We start from the raw sequence: 19,006 nt of genomic DNA, 5'->3' as shown, positions 1-19,006 counted from the left end.
TACTTGTATAATTATGTATCATAGAAAATATCCTTTTTTGTACAGATTATACCATAGATTCTAAACAGGTTCTAAGACTTAAGAATAGGATACAAGGAGGATTTATTATATGAATGGGAATACTGCTAAAAAAATAGAATTGCAATCTGAAAATACTGTGATTACAAACGAGAAATATTTGGATCCTAAAAAGTGGCATAAGCAAGATACTACGTGGGCATTGAGCCTTTTTGGGACAGCAATTGGAGCAGGAGTGCTCTTTTTACCAATTAATGCAGGTTCAGGTGGTTTATTATCATTATTACTCATTACATTACTTGCCTATCCAGTTATGTATTACTCACATAGAGCGCTTGCTAAAATGATATATGCTTCCAATTCTGCCGATGAGGGAATTACGGGTACAATAAGAGAGTATTTCGGAAATAAGGCGAGTATTATTTTTAACATCGTATACTTCGTCTCAATTTATACAATTGTCTTGATGTATTCAGTTGCACTTACAAATACTGCAAGTAGTTTTATTGTGAATCAATTACATATGAAAGAGCCCTCAAGAGCCATTTTATCGCTTGTCTTAGTACTGGGTCTTATCGCTATACTAAATTTTGGTCAAGATATCACTGTAAAAATTATGAGCTTGCTAGTATACCCTTTCATAGCTTCTCTACTATTTATCGCAATATCTCTAATTCCTCAGTGGAACACATCAATGCTTAGTTTTTCAGATGTCTCTACTGCTTCAACCGGAACAGGTTATTTGGGAGCGATATGGATGATACTACCTATCATAGTGTTTTCATTCAACCATTCTCCAATGATTTCGTCTTTTGTGATAAAACAAAGATCTACGTATGGAATAGAAGCAACTGATGCTAAATGTGCTCAAATACAAAAAGTTTGTTATATCATGACGTTCGTTGTTGTTATGTTCTTCGTTTGGAGCAGCGCACTGAGTTTGACTCCAGATGATTTAAAAGTGGCAAAAGAGCAGAACTTATCAATCCTATCCTATCTCGCTAATGAACTTAATTCGCCAGTAATTACGATTGCAGCTCCTATTATTGCTTTTATGGCTATAACAAAGTCTTTCCTTGGTCATTATATAGGATCATATGAAGTAATGCGTGACATGATTATCAAATTTGGTAAAACACGTGGAAAAGATATAGAAGAAAAAACAGTTAGGACAGTAATTCTTACTTTTGTCGTATTAACATGCTGGTATGTTGCTTATGCAAATCCAAGTATTCTTGGGCTCATTGACGCTCTAAGCGGTCCATTAGTTGCTGCTATCTTATGTCTATTACCAATGTATGCGATCCGTAAAGTACCGGTATTAGCTAAATATAGAGGTAAAATGAGCAATGTATTTGTTATTATTGTAGGAGTACTTACAATCTTAGCAAGTATTAAGTCATTATTCTAATTTACTATTTTTTGTTCTTTTGCAAAATATAATGAAAGACGGAGACTAGTCTGGTTCTACAGTAGGTGCAACTATTTTATCTATCTGAATGTATACTTTAATGAATTTTCCGAAAGTCATCTCCCACCTACTCACTGAGCTGTGACCCTTCACGCTCCTTGAGTAAGGAATCTTCTTGGTTAAAATCATAAAAAAAAAAACACCCCACTTGGTTAAGTGTCCAAGTGGGGTGTTCCTACTTTGTATAGATTATGCTTATGAAATATTCCTCTTCTAAAACAGCAAATTGTTTCATTCATAATTGATAGACATATATAATAGGAATGAGTCGTAAATGAACACGATAATACCTAGTAGTATCCCATCTCTTGTACTAGATTCTGGACTAATCGATGTAAGTTAAAATAAATCAAGTACAATCACTAATAATATAAGAAAACTTGTAAAGAGTGATTTTTTTGAATTCTTTTTCATATATTCATGTTGCACATTACTGCTCATGGATAGATACCCTTACATGACCGAAGTGATAATAAAGAGCATCTATAGCGGATTCTCTCGCATGTTTTCACCCCCATGGATCAAATCATATCCAAGAATGCAAAGTCTACCTATTGTTTGTACAAAGAATAGAATACGTATCGTGATGGAAACTGGTCGAAGAATGTAGAAATTACAGATAGCTATCTATATGCTACCTTTTATGTACTTAATGAAATACAACGGTTATGTGCAACCCATCTCATAGGTAAATGGTTTATGTAAAAAAGACAGTGATTTATCCACTACCTTTGTTGTATTATCCAATTGGATTCAGTCACCATATAGTATTAGATGCGTTGAGTTTGGAAAAAACTATCTAATATACATTGAATCGGGCACAGACATTAAATAATAGAAAAGGTCGCCTACTATTCCACTAGTAAAAATAATAAATCCCATATAGCGTATACCTTTAATTTTTGACCGTAATCCAATGAATGCTGCAATTAGCCCAGTTAAAGAAAATAGAATCCAATATAGTTCGGTTGGAATGGGAAGATATTTATCTCCATCAACCCCCATACCCCAAAAAACATAAGGCAGTACGACAAAAGAAACGCTGAGTAATCCCATTACACTGGCTAGTAATTTGCGATATTTAACACCAGTAATAATTAGATAGATCCCACCGACAAAACCGCATAATACAAGATAAGGTACATAGAGAATCCAAAGAAAACTTAAGATAATCATATATAATTTCCTCCTAATTTATTTTCACTCATTATAGTTTTAAGGGGTTATTTAATTGTCTGAATCGGTTGCTAGTGTATCAAGTTGTTCTAACGCTTCTTCAAGATCGAACGAATTAAACCACCGGTAATCATGTTTGTCTAAAATACGATAGTGCTGACTTATTAGATTTTGTTGTAAACGAAAGTTCCCTTTTTCTTGAATTTGTTTCCACCACACTTTTCCTCCCAATGTTTTTTCTTTGAATTTGCTAGTGCTATTGTGGGCCATTGTCTCGATTACTACTAATGGATCATCTCCAAGAGAAGACTGTAAAACCTCACTATCCCTAAACAATGCACAAATAGCAACGGTGTTGGTCCAACCTGCATTTGTTCTCCCTTTCTCAATTTGAACAAGCGTTTTTTTTGAAATGCCGAGAACTTCAGCCATTTTATCTTGTGTATATCCTTTTTCAGTACGTATTAACTTTGCTTTCGTTGAAATGAGTTCAATTATAAGCTCCTTATTCACTTTCTTCCCTCCAAGGTAACAAATGTTTATTTTAGTGTAATTTTACACTAAAATAAAACCCATTTTCAACTCCCACCTCTAAATCTTCTAAAAAATAATCGAAAAAGCTATAAAAATGCTCATTCTACAGTTATCCATGAGAAGTTAGCTCGGTTTGGAGTGTTAGAAAATTCTTAGCTGGATAGCGATGTAATCATGCCCTTTTTTAGATTCATACTATCAGTATATCTAAGATTAGCAGATCACTTGCAAGAGTCTTGGAAGTATTGCAACCGTGCTGTGTTATAATTCTAAAGTACTAACATTTCAAGTAGGACTTATAGATGTCGGTTTGACATATGAAATGTAAAACCAATCTGTTATTTTGAGGGTTCAGGCTACCAGTATTTAAAATAACATTCACACTAAAAGAAGTACAAGGAGGAAGGTATATCTATTAAAATAGTGAGGTATACCAAATTAGAAATGAACATTAAATTTAATAAAAAAGTAGTAGCATTCACGGCAGGATTAACGGTATTATCTTCACCATTGGTATCGTTTGCAGAGGAACAACAATCAGTAAACAATAAGCAACCTACAAACGTTCAGGAACAAAGTAAAACAACATCAGATGAACAAGCTTTAAAAAGTATTGAAGCTAGTTTTGAAGGGGTAGATGGACGTGGTGGAGGTACTGTCGACAAGAAAAAAACAGACAGTCTTCAACGTTCAGAAGGTATTCATGAAGAAACAGGTACATTAACTGTGCCTAGCAATTCAAACAGAATAAAACGTAGTCTGTCTCCCATATCACCTAGCACCTCTAGTACAATAAACGGTGTTCCATTCACTGAGTGGATTGTTCCAACAGGGAATGATAATATTCGTCCGCAAAATTACATGAGTCCAAAGTACATTACAATTCATGAGACTGATAATACTAGTGTAGGAGCAGGTGCTAGAAACCACGCTCAATACCTATATAACCAAGCAGTAGGGAACACAGACCGAGCTGCATCGTGGCATTTTACAGTAGACGATAAAGAGATTTATCAACATCTACCATTAAACGAGAACGGATGGCACGCCGGAGACGGTGATGGTCCAGGTAATAGAGAATCCATTGCAATTGAAATCGCAGTTAACAGTGACGGTAACTATAGTAAAGCAGTAGATAATGCTAAGAAACTTGTAGCTTATTTAATGAAAGAAACTGGTGTACCGTTAAATAACATTGTAAAACACCAAAAATGGAGTGGTAAAATCTGTCCTGCTAATATGATTAATAATGGACAATGGGATGCATTCGTAAATGGCGTTGGTGGGTATTATAATAATTTTTATCAACCAAAAGATGACATTACTGGAGGTTGGTATGAAGAAGCTATTCGAGAGTTAAATAGAAGAGGTATTATGATAGGGGAAGGAAACGGAGTTTTCGCACCTAATAGAGCGATAACAAGAGCCGAATTTGCTCAATTAATCTCTAAATCTCTAAACCTGCCAGCTGGAGATGCTTCATTTAAAGACCTAAACGATGCAAATACAACTTTACGAGATGGTATTAAACGTACTGCAAGTGCAGGTATCATTCAAGGTAGAGGAGATGGTTATTTTGACCCAAACACACCTATTACAAGAGAAGAATCAGCAATTATTGTAAACAAGGCTTTACAGTATAAAGGTATATGGGGACCAGTTGTAAACCTACCATTCTCAGACAAAGACCAAATTATTTATAAAGAAGACGTACAAAGACTGTATGGTCTAGGTATTGTAAGAGGTAAGGGTGACAATCAATACGATCCTAAAGGAACAACAACTCGTGGTGAAACAGCAACATTCATTCTAAATATGCTACAAGTAATTGAAAATGGTAGTGTTGAAAAGGTAATTGGAACGGCTCAAATTAATGGTATTGGAGTAAATGTTCGAAGCGGATCAGGTACAAACTATTCTATTGTTAGAAAGACAAGTAAGGGCGAAAAAGTTACAGTATATGAAGAAAAGAACGGCTGGCTAAGAATTGGAACAGGGCAGTGGATTTATTATGACTCTAGTTATATCGACTATAATAGATTATAAAAGACTTAATAGTTAAAAGAACAGAGTATATTTGGATATATAACTACTCTCAGGTTGTGAAGAAGACTTTCTCCACAACCTGTTTTTGTGTCTGGCCCCCTCTTTACCTACCAATACTGATAAAAAGAGGAAAAGGAGAGATTCATTATGATGGGTGCATCGAAAAATTACCGTGATCAGCGTGTATACAATTTAAAAACTAATGTTTTTCTAATAATTACGTAGGGATCACCGTACATGCCTATCCAGCTCATATTTTGAAATACCTCAAAACGAAATTTTGTTATAAGTTAGCACAAAATTTCGTTCTGGGGGTAGTTGTATTTTCTTAGCTTGATAGTGATGTGGTGCTACCCTTATATGGACTAAATATCATAAAATGTTAATTTTCTTTTACTTACCTATATATTCAATCGTCATCCAGCCATTTTTGGGTATGTTCGATAAAACGTTTTGTCGCTGGTAATGCGTGTTTAATTGAAGTAAGTGACAACCCAAGCGATCGTTTAGGTTTGTCTTCCAATTCCACAACCGTAACATTTTCGCATTGTCCTTGTAATGCGAGTTCAGACATGACACTGATTCCAAGCCCGTTCTCCACCATCGCGACAATCGCATGATCATCACCGGTTTCAAATTGGATATCGAGATGAATCCTAGCAGCTTCTAATACTTTCCTAACATCGTAACCACATGAAGAAGCAGGCATAATAAAAGGCTCTTTCTCGAGCTGATCGTACTGAATTATAGATTGTTTACTTAATGAGTGATTTTTAGGAAGGACACATAGCATTCGATCTTTTCTTAGTGGAATAGATTCTAGATGGCCCGACGATGGTAGTGACATAAAACCTAAGTCAATCACCCCTTGTTGAATCCACGTTTCAATCATTCCATAATCACCTTCCATTAATTTGATTTCAATTCGAGGATATTCCAAGTGAAATCGATGAATGATTGCAGGCAACCAGTGAATAGAAACGCTTGTAAAGGTTCCAATGCGCAAGGTTCCTGCAACTATCCCATTAATCTCTGCAACAGTTTGCTTCAATCGCTCATTATGATTTACTACTTCACGAACATGCGTTAAAACACGCTCACCATTTCCTGTTAATCGAACACCTGTTTTATTCCGGGATAACAGTTGAAAACCATACTCCAATTCAAGACTTCTAATCGCATGGCTGACACCTGACTGAGTCACATTCAGTGCTTCGGCCGCTCTTGATAAGTTCCCCATTTCAACCGTCTTCAGAAAGATTTCTAACTTAGTCAGACTCATCGATTCTCCTACTTTCTCATGTATGAATTTTGTTCAAGTATAACATTACATATATTCGTTTTACTAATACTTGAATCACAATTAAACTAAGTACATAAAAATTTTAAAGGAGAACTAAAAATGAAACCAATAAAGGCTAATCTTATGATCTTACTTGTTACAATGACCTGGGGTACTTCCTACCTTTTTATGAAAATCGGATTGGAAACTGTCCCTTCATTTTCTCTTGTTGCATTACGCTTTGGTATTGCTTTTTTGGTTTGTGCTGCTGTTTTTTTTAAACAATTTCGTTCAATTCATTTTGTCACCTTAAAATACGGCTTTATTCTAGGATTTTTACTTTTCGTTGTATCTGCTTCAGTCATCTTAGGTTTAAAAACGACATCAGCTTCAAATGCTGGTTTTCTAGCCAGTTTGACCGTAATCTTTATCCCTTTATTATCTATCGTTCTGTTTAAGGATCGACTGAGCTACAGACTAATCATTAGTTCCCTTGTTGCAATGACTGGAATTGGTTTACTGACTTTGAATAATCAATTAACACTTAATTCTGGAGATTTACTCTGTATACTCGCTGCTCTCTTTTATGCTTTTCATATTATTGTCACCGGAAGGGCGGCTAAAGTTGCCAATACATTGCAGCTTGGAATTCTTCAGTTGGGATTTGCAGGAGGGTTTGGCGTACTCTCTGCCCTGATTTTCGAAGAACCGCAACTTCCATCCACTAAAGAAAGTTGGATCGCTGTACTGGTATTAAGTATATTCTGCAGTGCTTTTGCCTACATCATTCAGGCGATGGCACAGAAATACACAACACCGACACATACAGGACTCATTTTTTCATTAGAACCTGTATTTTCTGCACTATTTGCATACCTGTTCATAAACGAAGTATTGTCACTCAAAGGGTATATCGGAGCATTACTTATTCTAAGCGGTGTTATACTTGCTGAGATAAAAGTAAAACGAAAATCTACATTTAAAGCAAAAACGAGAGAGATGGAATGCACAGAGTAGTACTATTTATCTAAATTTCTATATATAAAGTTTTTTATTAAAGATAAAATTCTAGTACAAGTAAGTAAGTAAGTAAGTAAGTAAGTATTTATAATCAACCTTTGTTTCAACCCAACTTGCAACACGTTTGTGGTATCCTTGCTCAAATCATAATAAACATGGTATATCCAGCAGCTTAAGTCTTTTAATATAATATTAAAAAGTGGATGTGCATAATCGCATATCCACTCTCCCCATCTATATACTTACCTTCGCTTCTCCAACATCTTGTTTTTTAATTATATCTAAGTAAAAATGTGAAACAGTTGTGTTGTAATAAGGAGAAATGAAAATAAAAGATAGATTAAATGTAAACATTCCTATAAAGGCGGCTAATAAAAACCAACCAATAAATGATAACCAAAGAACAAATAACTTTGACTTTTGTCCTTTCATTATTCTTTTACTTTCCCTCAATGCTTCACTTGCTGTATAATCAGGATTCTCTATTAATATGTAATAAGACATAGAATAAGAAAAATATTTAATAATACCTGGAACGATTAATAATAGACTCCATAAAAAAAGAAAAATTGCCTGTAACAGACCCAATTTTATTGACTTAAACACGTTGTTCTTCTTAAATCCCAAAAATACATCATCTACTTTAGCATCTTCACTTTTACCTAAATGCAAGGTGAAAACAGAGTATCCAAATTTAAAGATACCTTGTATGGAACTGTAAATAAAGAAACAAATAAGTCCTAAAAATATATAACTTAGAATAAGTAAAACTAGTGCAGTTGGATCTACTTGTGGTTCCCCACTAATCGAATAAATTAAGAACACATCCAAACCAATTACTCCAATAAATAAGCCAACTAATAAATACATGAAACCCGCAATTGCTGATGCACTAAGAGTGGGTACAAAATAGTTTAACGCTGATACTCCAATCCCCAACCCCCATTTACCATCTAACGAATTAAGTGCTGCTTTCTTAAAATTTCTTGTCATACTTGTATTCCCTCCTTTTCTTATTTTCCTTTACTGAAAAAATAAAAGAACTTGCAGCAGGCCCCGCTACAAGTTCTTTTAGCTAAATTCTTTAGCTAATCAAAACAAATTATTTATTCTACACAATCGGGGATAATGCCTAAAATATGGTTTGTTAACATCATTATATAACATAATTATGAATTTTTGTTAAAAATTCTATATTTTTAGACAAAACATCTCCGTTTTTTACTTGTTTTTAATTTTTATCTTCAAGATACTCTATAAAGTCGTCATTTTCTCTTGTTAGAGGTAAATTTCCAACCTGATTATACAAATCAATAATAGGTAGCACTTCTAAAACCCAGTTTCTTAAACGAATAATTTTTTTTAGCGTCTTCCGGGAAATTAGCCTGTGAGAATTCACTAGCTTCCTTTTCATTAAAAGGATAAAATTTAAATTTCTTAGGTTCGTTTATTTTTTGTAACTCTTCATATAAATTAAATGCAATATTGCCTTCCAGTTTACTAACATTGGTGTCTTCTTTTATATCAATTAGTTTGCTTTATCTATTAACTCTGTTCTTAATTTTAAAATAGTAATCACATCACTTTTCAAACAAAAATAATTAATTAAGGTTTTACACTTTCTCAATATTACAGTATAAAATTTCTTATATAATTAAATTATTCTCTTTATTTATTTTATGTATCTGTTCCCTTTGAACCCTACTATTATAGGGTTCCTTTTTTATAATCATATATTTATTAATTAATTTATCAATTTCCTGACTTAAACGGAGAACTTTCGTATGACTAAAGCCATGTTTATTTACCAGTTCTACTAATTCTAATTTTTTATTTTGTTTTAAGTGTTGCATTCTATCTGATTATATTTTAGAAGGAATTCAATTGAGTTTTATCAAAACATTGGAAACTTGGCGGTATCTCTCTATCTTATTGTTTAATATTGGTGTTTCAAGTGTTGGAAGTTGGGTTTACTTTATTGCTCTAAACCTAATCGTTCTTAACATAACAGAATCGGCAATTGCTGTCTCTGGTTTATATATTATTAGGGCTTTATCAACATTGTTTACTAATATTTGGTCAGGAAGTCTTGTAGATCGTTCAAATAAAAAATATCTCATGATAGTACTAGGTTTATTTTTTATGCGAGCCCCCTCACCATCAATTTAAGAATTAAAAAAGAGGGGATTATCCCCCTCCTTTTTACGCTTGCTCCGACTGTCGGAATTATTTAATATAACCACGATTCAACTTAGTTAACTTTTCATTGATGTTAAAAATTCTTACTCTAATATCTTTAACACCAGCTGCTTCAAGTCTGCTCTTGTGCATTTCCGCATATTTTTCAGCATCTTGTTTTTCTTCAAATACATAAATGCCTCCAGCTTCTTTTGTTTCTTCATTCTCAGTCCATATTTTCCAGTGGAATCCTTCTTCTTCGTTAATACTATTTGCTAAATCCCAAAATCCTTTTTCCATTTCTTCACCAAAAGGACCTTCAAACGGAAAATCAACTTGTAATAAATATGCCATCTTCACTCACTCCTATTTTAATATAAAATTCATCGAGAATTCCTTTGTATAAAAATTATTCCCATTCTTTTACTGATCATGATTCGAATAAAAGTAATGTCTAAATTCGTATTGCTATTATTATTCAAGCACTAATTGGAGAATCCCCCTATTTGTAACATAATCACAAAACGATAGTAACTTGAACGCATAAAGTGAAAGTTTAATAGTTTTCAGTTATGTTTAAAAAATGTGATACAAACTTATCCCTAAACTAAGGACAAACAAAACAAGTGCAGGTATTGCTTTCTTAAAGGGATCTCTCGCTAATACAATTAGAGTTAATGCGGCTGCAAGCATCGTACCGCCTAATAACAATCCTGCTAATAAAGCTACTGTTGGAATCCAAATTCCTATCAACATTCCAATCGCTCCTACAATCTCAAAAGCTCCAGTTAAGAAATTAAAAAACGAAGGTAAACCAAATCGTTTGAATTCATCTGCCATTTTCCCCGATATAATTTTCGTTCCTGTCATTAAAAAAAACAGAAACAACACTACTTTTACAATATTGATGAAAATTAAAATAGTAATCACACCTTTCTTATTATTTGATAAAAATTCAGTATTGTTCAGGTAGTAAGTAGTCACTACCTTTACCCTATTTCCTGAGATTACCCGTATGGAAGTCGCTTCAATTTACATTACCCTTCTCAATATTAAAGGGCCGGAAATTATATGCTATAGCATATATAATACGAAAATTTGACTGGTACTAGGTAAAAAAGTGACCCTGAATCAGATATGATACAAAATAAAGTTATCTTCCCATTCGTCCAAACAAAAATTATATGCTATAGCACATATAATACCTAAAACAAAGTTTGTTCCTTATGAATAGCGTAGCATCAATAAGGAACAAATATTAATAGTGTGTATCATACAATTTGTTTAATAACGATTGTAATACTTTAATTTCTTCCTCGCTCAAATTACTCGTAACGAAATGGTGAGCGTCTTTCACTACAGGCAAGATTGTTTTCTTTAACTCGTCACCTTTTTCAGTTAAAAAAAGGTTATGTGAACGCCTATCTTGGTCATTCAAAGCCTTCTTTACAATCCCTTTTCTCTCCATTGACTGTATCATTCTAACAACAGTAGTTTGATCTTTATCAATAGCTTCCGCCAACTCTTTTTGAGTAGTGCTCCTTTGGCTACAAAGAACACTAATAATCCCCCACTGCTCTGGCGTAACTCCATACGGCTTTAATTTCTTCGTAAAATAATTGGTCATTTTCACGTCAGTACGGTGAACAAGATAGCCTATTAAATCATGTAAGTTCATATATCACCTCTATAAATTAAGATATAAAAGGATATAGCATACCAGTCAATCATTCACAATGAATGTATTTGTTTCACCATATATATGCTATGGCACATATATTAAAGTAGATTATTTTAATTGTCAAATGATTTACCTATTATTTTTCGAAAACAAAATCGCACCCTTAGATTATAGCAGGAATAACTAATCTGACGTATTTCTCTGGCGATTTCTCCCCTGTCGTTTTATGATATTCTAATAACATTTGATAAAATATGGTATCTACAGACTGTCAAACACCTTTCAAGATACCTCATCCAGTTCTTGCTGTTGCAAGATAAACAGCATATAATCAGTTAACCACCCACATTAGCAACGAAAACATAAAGAAAAGGCATTCCAAATATGAAACACCTTCTTTCGTTTTATAAAACCATCCACTTAAATCTATTTTACAAATATAACATTCAACACGCTGAAATCTTCTATTTAACGTAATCACTCATTTAACTAAAAAACTTAGTTAATTGCACAATGCTCTTCTGACTTTTCTTGCAAAATTTAGTGGATCATCAACGTCTTCGATATTAACGTAAATCAAATTTGGATCATCACATAACCACTCATTGTGTATAGACGAAACGATTATTCCTTGTTTAATAATTGTCGCCACAAATTCAGTGACTTCTTTTTGTAAGAGTGCTACTCGACCTAGGCATAATGCCCGTCCAGTTTTATTGTCTCGTGATTCGAATGAAAAAGAAGTGGTTACTCTAAAACGTTTTCCTAAGATTGTTGCTCGTATTTCATCCCTGTTTATTGTTGCCACGCATTTCCCACCGGCGAATCCTTCTTGCCCGCCAATAATTCTTGCAAACTGTTGACAAATTAATTCATCATTAAACGCCATACCTTTAATCATCCCCCCTTTTACTGTTAGGTTATGAATGAATACATTGGTCTGAAACGGTAATGAATCTAATCTATTAAAAAAATGATGGCAATCTACCGAGAGCTATTAGCTCAATTATTCTTGATTATTTAAATTAACTCAGCTATATATATTAAGACATTTTTAAAAAGCATAAAAAAGACACCCTAAGGTGCTATCCTCCGACTTGAGAATCGTATCTATGTATGGAGAAATTTAGAAAAGACAAAAGAGAAGATTCTAACTATAATTTATAGAGCTCTTATGCCATGAATTACTTACATATTTCCTTATTTACTAGAAGAAGAATCTCAGTTACATTATTTTCTAAACAGTCTCGTTAAAGCCATCCCAAGAAATCCAATGCCCATTCCTATTAGCCATCCAGTTTGGGCATTACCTAACATAGATCCCACTCCTCCACCAAGAAACATACAGCCAACGAATACTAATCCTCCAATTCCCCAATTCGGCCGTTCCATAATTCAATCACATCCTTTCAATAAAACATATGCGAGTAGCTCCCTCAACTTTCTTCTATAGGATAGTTCATTATTTTGCTTAAGTTTAGCGCTTCAAGGAATTCATAAGATGTGAAGCTTGAGCCATTTATATAGATTGTAGAAGTATGAAGATTTTCCACATTTCAAAATAGTAAAGTATAAACATGAAAAAACTCCTAACAAATTTTGTTCGGAGTTTTTTCAAATACGCGATATTTATTTAATCTTCATTATTGAGTTCTATTGTACCTGTTCTAGCACTAACTTTTAAAATATTTAACAGATTATCAGGTGTCTTGATTTCCACTTCATATTCAAATTTTGATTGTGCTAAGTTGTCATCTTCTAATTCGAATTCTTTTTTCACATTAATAATTTCTCCATTTGTATGAGCTAAAGAAATTTCACGAACTTGTTTCTCTGTGTAGTTTTCATTCTTTTTTGCATAATTGTAACCCATACCATAATATCCACCAACAATAGCAATACCACTTACTAAAATAGCAATTACACTTATAATTATTTTCTTTTTATGTTTTAACATTTTCATCCACTCCTTAATGATTAATCATCTATTCCAAATCTTGCTTCAAGTGCATTTTCTGCTTGCTCTAATTGATCTTCCAGTATATCGTGTTCTTTTTCTTGCGTTTGATATTGCTCAACAGTTATCGTTCCAGCGTGATAATCTGCTTCTAGCTGATTATCAGATAGATCTATCTTGTCATCCAATTGGTCAATTTCTTTTTTTGCTGCTAAGTACGTATTTAAGTTATCTTCTTTTGCTCCAACTGGTTTCGTGTTATTTGCCTTTTCTACAATAGATGAGACTTCGTTTTTGAAATCTTGTATTTGTTTCTTATCATTTGTAGCAGCTTGTGTTTTGTTTGGTTCTTGTTGTAGTTGAGCGACTTCTTTTTGTAATTTATCATTTTCCACTTTCAGTTGTTGTACTTCTGTATTGTTATCAACTTGAGTAGAACAAGCTGTTAAGAATAAACAGGACATTGCTCCAATCAGCATCCATTTTCCCATTCTGTTTTCCTCCCTTTACATGTGCACCTTATCCTTGCCTTTATATTACTGAACAAACATTAAAGGAAGATTAATGTACAAAAAAATAAAGTGAAGGCTTTTACAGGCAGTTAATCCCTACCTACCTCGCATTCACCGAATTTTCAGGGAGGAGTCTTACTGCCCGTTAATGCGGGATAAAATGATATAATTAACTAGTTTCTAATCTTTCTTTAATGTTTTGGAATTATAGTGATACATATTAATAAGAAGAAAAGGAGAATGTTAATGCGAGTTCTTATTGTCGAAGATGAACAAGACTTACAAAATATATTGGTAAAACGATTAAATGCAGAACATTATAGTGTCGATGCATGTGGGAATGGAGAAGATGCCCTGGATTATATAAACATGGCTACCTACGATTTGATTGTACTTGACATTATGATTCCAGGAATAGATGGTTTACAAGTATTACAAAGATTACGCGCGGACAATAATACAACTCCGGTCTTGCTTCTTACAGCTAAAGATACAATTGATGATCGTGTAACAGGACTCGACTTAGGTGCGGATGATTATTTAGTAAAGCCGTTTGCTTTTGACGAACTGTTAGCAAGAATTCGAGTGTTAATGCGAAGAAAAACAGGAAATACATCTAATGTGTTTGAAATCGCTGACCTAGTGGTAGATTGCAATATGCATAAAGTAACAAGAGGAGACCAAGTTATCACTCTTTCCAGTAAAGAATTTGCTATTTTAGAATATATGATCCGTAATAAAGAAGTTGTGCTGACACGAGATAAAATTGAGCAACATGTGTGGAATTACGACTATGAAGGTGGCTCGAATATTATTGATGTTTACGTCCGCTATCTTCGCAAAAAAATTGATAGCCAGTTTGAAACGAAGTTAATTCATACAGTACGAGGAACTGGTTACGTATTACGAGTAGAATCATGAAAAGACTATCAATAAAAATGAGAGTGACCCTGTGGTATACGGGGCTAATTGTAATTATTATGGCACTCATGTTAGCTTTTATTTTAACTTCTTCAGATAAAGTTTTGCTTTTTAATATGAAAAATCAATTAAAGAGCACAGTAAAAGAAAGTATGGAAGATATCGAATATAAGCATGGACAGTTAAAGATTGACGATGATTTTGAAACCTTAGAAGATGGAGTAAATATAAGCATTTATAGTAAACAAGGTGAGCTGTTGGTAGGACATAGTCCAACAAGCTTTAATAAAAAGATATCGCTTAAATCTGATGAAATACAAACCATTAAAGATGGCAATAAAGAATGGATAGTATATGATTTTCTCCATAATGCAGGCGGCGATGAGCAAGTCTGGGTTCGTGGAATAATGACTATGAACCAATTATCCTCAACGATGAATACGCTTATCGTGGTAACAATCATCTCATTCCCATTACTTATTCTCATTGCGGCATTCGGAGGATATTTTATCACGCAAAGGGCGTTTCGACCTGTGCAACAAATGAGTGATTCAGCCAGTAAAATTGGTGATGGTAAAGACCTTTCGAAGAGAATTAATTTACAAGGTTCACCGAAAGACGAAATGTATCATTTAGCACAAACCTTTGACAAAATGTTTGAGCGATTGGAGACATCATTCGAAAGTGAAAAACAATTTACATCTGACGCATCTCATGAATTAAGAACACCAACATCTGTTATTATTTCGCAATGCGAATACGCTTTATCGCAGAGAAATAATCCGAAAGAAATGGAAGAATCGTTAGAAGTAATTTTAAAACAATCACGTAAAATGTCCGCTCTAATCTCACAACTCTTATTATTAGCACGAGCTGACCAAGGAAACCATAATACTTTCCAATTTGAATGTATCAATATGAGTGAATTAACGAAAATCGTTGTAGAAGAGCTTTCATTAATGATTCAAGAAGCTTCGATTGATATAACAACTAATATAGAGGAAGACCTATTTATTAAAGCAGATCAAACATTGATGATGCGTTTATTAATGAATTTACTAACGAATGCGATTACTTATAGTAAAGCGAGCGGAACTGTGCATATGCAACTATTCCGTGATGAAACCAACATAATAGGTAAAGTCTCCGATAATGGCATCGGCATCAGCGAGCAACATATTAATAAAATATGGGACCGCTTCTATCGAGTTGATGCAGCACGCACATCTTCAAACATCGGAAACACAGGTTTAGGATTGTCGATGGTAAAATGGATTGTCGAACTACACGGAGGAGAAATTACAGTTGAAAGTGAATTAGGAGAAGGCAGTACTTTTACATTTAAACTACCAATTGAAAAAAGAGCATAATTTATGCGTGTCTGTAGCTTCAGAATAAAGATTGATTCAAAGGCTCTCTACAATCCTTATGTAAAAATAACTGACGCATTTTAAACATCAACGATTTTATCATTTTGGACAACCTTTTCTGTTAAATTCATGTGGATGCGAAAAAAACTATTGAAATAAAACCCCAGAAATCCAACGGTCTCTGGGGCTTCATTATATATTTAGCTCTTTTTGCTTTTTGTTTTGTTTATGTCTATACAGTAACTTTCGACTTATTAGAGAAATCACTAATAAGGTCAGAATTAATAAGATAAGTTGCATAAATGATAAATCAAAATATTTAGCACCTGTAACGATTAAAAGTGTAGAAATCGTGCCTTTTACAACGAAAAAAATAATAACCCATAACCCGCCTTTTTTCCAGTTCATTTTATATTACCCTTTCCTACGTTTAAATTCTTCAAATATTTAATGATAGTTCGTAAATATGACAACTTAATAGAAATCTATTATATTAACAAAAAATTCATGTCTAATTAAATGCGACGATTCTATATTAAGTGAAAATGATATTCATTGTCAATTTTATTGATTATTTGAATACTTATTCTTAATCTCTTTCTACTTTGTTTCTTATAAGCAATACACTTTTATATTCAAACAAAAACACCTCCATTACATTTGCACACTTAGTATGCGAATGCAAGAGGTGTTTTTTTCATATACCATCAGATAAGATTTCCTGCTTTGTTTATTTCTTGATACGTAGCTATTTTCTAGTACACGATAACTGGATCATACGTGTTCAAACTATCATATACAGTTTTTGCAACATTAGGAAGAAGGTTCACACACCCACCTGATCCTCCTGTTAAATAAGCATTATTTCCCCAGTCTTTTCGCCAGCCGGCATCGTGGAATCCTTGACCGCTATTGGTGAATGGAACCCAGTAATCTACTTTAACTGCATAATCAGCTTTCCCTACTGCGCTACCTCTTAGCGTGTATGGTGTTCGTTTGTATAGGACGTACCACACACCTGGTGATGTATCTTCACCCGTGCTATGTTTACCCGTTACTACATTTGTTGTAACGACTAATTTTCCATCTTTGTAAATCCAAATTTGTTGCTCTGCAATTGAAACTTCTGCATACGTGTCTCCGATGCCATTATTCGATGTTGTTTTATAACCGATACCTTCCTTCTCCCAACCATTTCCGTGAATATTAGAAGCAGAAAGCGACTTTTCGCCTTTCTCAAAGGCTTGTTGAACTTGTTTAGTTTCTTTTTCAACATCTAGTGCCCAGCCGTATCCTTGTCCTTTTACTGATATGACTGAACCGGAATGCGTTTTAAATGAGAAATCTTTATTTAATGTTGATTTGGCATTATTAATTTCAGTAATTTTCTTCTTAATGTCACTCGCATCAATTGTAACTTTCATATCCTTTGACATAGAGGCATTTTGAATTAAATCTTTCGCTTTTAAAGGATAAACTTCATCCTGCACTTTATACTCAACAGACTGCCCAAGAAGATTCTGTAGTGCTTTCTCCTCTTTTTTGACAATCGGGTCGTCTTCTTTAATAGGTTTTATGTATGCAGACTTCAGATGAATTTCGCTTTTATATTTTTGCTTATCATAATCTTTCAGTAGACTAGTAACATCATACTGTTTTCCTTCAACACTTTTCGAAATAACAATTTTCCCTTGTTCTAGCTTCGCCATAGCATCTTGAGGCGCTTTTAATTTCTCATTCATAGAGATGAGCTTTTCTTCTACAAGTTTTTTCATCGTTTCACTACGATACTGATCTGCCTTCTCTGGTAGCAATGAATAATTTTCTCCCTTTGAGGAAGGGAAAAATGTCCACTGGTTTTTTAATAGTTTCTTAACTTGAGGCAAATCTTTTTCCGTAAGTTCCGTTTTTGTATCTTTTTCATCTAAAATTTGTTGTTCATCAACATAGACTTTGTTTGCTAGTCCAGATTTCTTTAATTTCTGTATTGCCTGATCAGCGCTCAGACCACCAACTTTTGTGTCATTAATTGTAACATTCGAATTGAAGTGAGTTGCCTGATAATAACTCATTCCTCCAATAAGAAGTGCAATTACACCAATACCCGCTGCGATAAACTTCCAATTTGTATAACGTTTGTTTGATCTTACTCGTTTTTGATCAATTTCTTCAACTGATTCATTTGTTGTATTGTTGTTCATCAATTTTTCCCCCGTATGCATTAACGTCAAACGATTTTCAACTAAAATCATAGACTAGTGTACCTTATTTTTCCTAAAATTTCATTATTTCCGACCACATTTTATCGCAATTTAATGATTTAATTTAGATTTTTTAATAGTACGATGCATTGAACAGCCCTTTACAAGTCATAAAGTGAAACTTAAATTAACCGTCACACCAAGAGATTTAGCTTAATATTCTAGGGGAAAATTTTTCTCTTTACGTAAAATACGAATTATGTTCTCCACTTTCATGAATATAACTCCTAATTTTGTCAAAAAAATAACTGGTAGTCCTTCTACATCTTAGATAGAAGGACTACCAGTTTTTCGTTTTAGTGTATTTGTATAATCGTTTAACTTTTTATTTCCTGAAGGTCAAACGTGATGAAGATGATGAAATTTCATCTCCAAGCCTTTAAATGAAAACATTATGTTTTTTTATGGCAACCAAGTTTATTTTCTTAGCTTGATGACGATGGGATATCACAACATGTCCAGCAGCCTAAGATTAAGTAAGAATCCGTTCAACTAGATTTTTTCTAAGAACCTGTTTAGAATCTATGGTATAATCTGTACAAAAAAGGATATTTTCTATGATACATAATTATACAAGTA

The 19,006-nt window shown here is 33.6% G+C and carries 19 protein-coding genes and 1 pseudogene; 6 read left to right on the top strand and 14 right to left on the bottom strand.

The genetic code is table 11. From position 1 onward, the window contains the following. The first annotated feature begins 109 nt into the window (after window positions 1-109). A complete protein-coding gene (locus ACQRBL_RS14345) occupies window positions 110-1,429 on the top strand; it encodes an aromatic amino acid transport family protein (RefSeq protein WP_098377389.1) in 1,320 nt (439 codons plus the stop codon). A gap of 855 nt (window positions 1,430-2,284) precedes the next feature. Here the strand turns inward: ACQRBL_RS14345 and ACQRBL_RS14340 are convergent. Together ACQRBL_RS14340 and ACQRBL_RS14335 are read right to left on the bottom strand one after the other, a co-directional pair. Then, entirely contained in the window at window positions 2,285-2,665 is a 381-nt protein-coding gene (locus ACQRBL_RS14340; RefSeq protein ID WP_000584980.1) for a hypothetical protein, read from the bottom strand. Between the two features lie 51 nt (window positions 2,666-2,716). Further along, window positions 2,717-3,178, bottom strand: coding sequence for a helix-turn-helix transcriptional regulator (locus ACQRBL_RS14335; RefSeq protein WP_097920260.1), 462 nt, complete (start codon window positions 3,176-3,178; stop codon window positions 2,717-2,719). A 465-nt stretch (window positions 3,179-3,643) separates the two neighbouring features. Between ACQRBL_RS14335 and ACQRBL_RS14330 the strand changes: the two genes are divergently transcribed. After that, window positions 3,644-5,245, top strand: a complete 1,602-nt coding sequence (locus tag ACQRBL_RS14330; protein ID WP_043924811.1) for an S-layer homology domain-containing protein — start codon at window positions 3,644-3,646, stop codon at window positions 5,243-5,245. Window positions 5,246-5,654: 409 nt separating this feature from the next. On the opposite strand, the gene ACQRBL_RS14325 is transcribed toward ACQRBL_RS14330, so the two are convergent. Further along, the gene (locus ACQRBL_RS14325; protein WP_411996657.1) at window positions 5,655-6,527 is read right to left on the bottom strand and encodes a LysR family transcriptional regulator; all 873 of its coding nucleotides are present in this window, start codon (window positions 6,525-6,527) and stop codon (window positions 5,655-5,657) included. 120 nt (window positions 6,528-6,647) lie between these two features. On the opposite strand from ACQRBL_RS14325, the gene ACQRBL_RS14320 reads away from it, so the two are divergent. Beyond that, a complete protein-coding gene (locus ACQRBL_RS14320) occupies window positions 6,648-7,544 on the top strand; it encodes a DMT family transporter (RefSeq protein WP_411996658.1) in 897 nt (298 codons plus the stop codon). A 237-nt stretch (window positions 7,545-7,781) separates the two neighbouring features. On the opposite strand, the gene ACQRBL_RS14315 is transcribed toward ACQRBL_RS14320, so the two are convergent. Together ACQRBL_RS14315 and ACQRBL_RS14310 are read right to left on the bottom strand one after the other, a co-directional pair. Then, the gene (locus ACQRBL_RS14315; RefSeq protein ID WP_023522442.1) at window positions 7,782-8,540 is read right to left on the bottom strand and encodes a DUF975 family protein; all 759 of its coding nucleotides are present in this window, start codon (window positions 8,538-8,540) and stop codon (window positions 7,782-7,784) included. A 653-nt stretch (window positions 8,541-9,193) separates the two neighbouring features. Then, on the bottom strand, window positions 9,194-9,400 hold the full coding sequence (locus tag ACQRBL_RS14310; RefSeq protein ID WP_097920647.1) for an aspartyl-phosphate phosphatase Spo0E family protein: 207 nt from the start codon (window positions 9,398-9,400) through the stop codon (window positions 9,194-9,196). Between the two features lie 31 nt (window positions 9,401-9,431). Here ACQRBL_RS14310 and ACQRBL_RS14305 point away from each other — a divergent pair. After that, window positions 9,432-9,686 (top strand): annotated as a pseudogene (locus ACQRBL_RS14305) (MFS transporter); the annotation flags it as partial. A gap of 87 nt (window positions 9,687-9,773) precedes the next feature. On the opposite strand, the gene ACQRBL_RS14300 reads toward ACQRBL_RS14305, so the two are convergent. The 7 genes from ACQRBL_RS14300 to ACQRBL_RS14270 all read right to left on the bottom strand — a co-directional run bounded on the left by ACQRBL_RS14300 (window position 9,774) and on the right by ACQRBL_RS14270 (window position 13,854). Next, entirely contained in the window at window positions 9,774-10,079 is a 306-nt protein-coding gene (locus ACQRBL_RS14300) for a monooxygenase (RefSeq protein ID WP_023522446.1), read from the bottom strand. A gap of 222 nt (window positions 10,080-10,301) precedes the next feature. After that, window positions 10,302-10,652 carry a DoxX family protein gene (locus ACQRBL_RS14295; protein ID WP_033657524.1) on the bottom strand — a complete coding sequence of 117 codons (351 nt, stop codon included), beginning with the start codon at window positions 10,650-10,652 and terminating at the stop codon, window positions 10,302-10,304. Window positions 10,653-10,983: 331 nt separating this feature from the next. Beyond that, the gene (locus ACQRBL_RS14290; protein WP_001048563.1) at window positions 10,984-11,403 is read right to left on the bottom strand and encodes a MarR family winged helix-turn-helix transcriptional regulator; all 420 of its coding nucleotides are present in this window, start codon (window positions 11,401-11,403) and stop codon (window positions 10,984-10,986) included. A gap of 505 nt (window positions 11,404-11,908) precedes the next feature. After that, window positions 11,909-12,307: a DUF1259 domain-containing protein gene (locus ACQRBL_RS14285; RefSeq protein ID WP_000589729.1), complete on the bottom strand. Its 399-nt coding sequence runs from the start codon at window positions 12,305-12,307 to the stop codon at window positions 11,909-11,911. Between the two features lie 329 nt (window positions 12,308-12,636). Beyond that, window positions 12,637-12,798, bottom strand: coding sequence for a hypothetical protein (locus ACQRBL_RS14280; protein ID WP_000441009.1), 162 nt, complete (start codon window positions 12,796-12,798; stop codon window positions 12,637-12,639). A gap of 241 nt (window positions 12,799-13,039) precedes the next feature. Beyond that, window positions 13,040-13,363 (bottom strand): PepSY domain-containing protein, encoded by a 324-nt coding sequence (locus tag ACQRBL_RS14275; protein WP_000912131.1) that lies wholly within the window; start codon window positions 13,361-13,363, stop codon window positions 13,040-13,042. Window positions 13,364-13,383: 20 nt separating this feature from the next. After that, window positions 13,384-13,854, bottom strand: coding sequence for a hypothetical protein (locus ACQRBL_RS14270; protein WP_000521301.1), 471 nt, complete (start codon window positions 13,852-13,854; stop codon window positions 13,384-13,386). A 267-nt stretch (window positions 13,855-14,121) separates the two neighbouring features. On the opposite strand from ACQRBL_RS14270, the gene ACQRBL_RS14265 reads away from it, so the two are divergent. Continuing rightward, complete coding sequence (locus tag ACQRBL_RS14265) at window positions 14,122-14,796, top strand: response regulator transcription factor (protein WP_001264526.1); 675 nt, start codon at window positions 14,122-14,124, stop codon at window positions 14,794-14,796. Beyond that, window positions 14,793-16,166, top strand: coding sequence for a sensor histidine kinase (locus ACQRBL_RS14260; RefSeq protein ID WP_411996659.1), 1,374 nt, complete (start codon window positions 14,793-14,795; stop codon window positions 16,164-16,166). Before ACQRBL_RS14265 ends, ACQRBL_RS14260 begins: the two co-directional genes overlap by 4 nt. Before the next feature lie 192 nt (window positions 16,167-16,358). Here the strand turns inward: ACQRBL_RS14260 and ACQRBL_RS14255 are convergent, their stop codons facing one another. Further along, on the bottom strand, window positions 16,359-16,574 hold the full coding sequence (locus ACQRBL_RS14255) for a hypothetical protein (RefSeq protein WP_001104104.1): 216 nt from the start codon (window positions 16,572-16,574) through the stop codon (window positions 16,359-16,361). A 347-nt stretch (window positions 16,575-16,921) separates the two neighbouring features. Further along, window positions 16,922-18,367: a L,D-transpeptidase gene (locus tag ACQRBL_RS14250; RefSeq protein WP_023522450.1), complete on the bottom strand. Its 1,446-nt coding sequence runs from the start codon at window positions 18,365-18,367 to the stop codon at window positions 16,922-16,924. Between the last annotated feature and the right edge of the window lie 639 nt (window positions 18,368-19,006).

Source organism: Bacillus sp. AF62 (assembly GCF_050312695.1).
In the GTDB taxonomy this organism is placed as follows: Bacteria; Bacillota; Bacilli; order Bacillales; family Bacillaceae_G; genus Bacillus_A; species Bacillus_A cereus.
The sequence above is the reverse complement of the archived record's forward strand: the minus strand, read 5'-3'. Positions and strand labels throughout refer to the sequence as shown.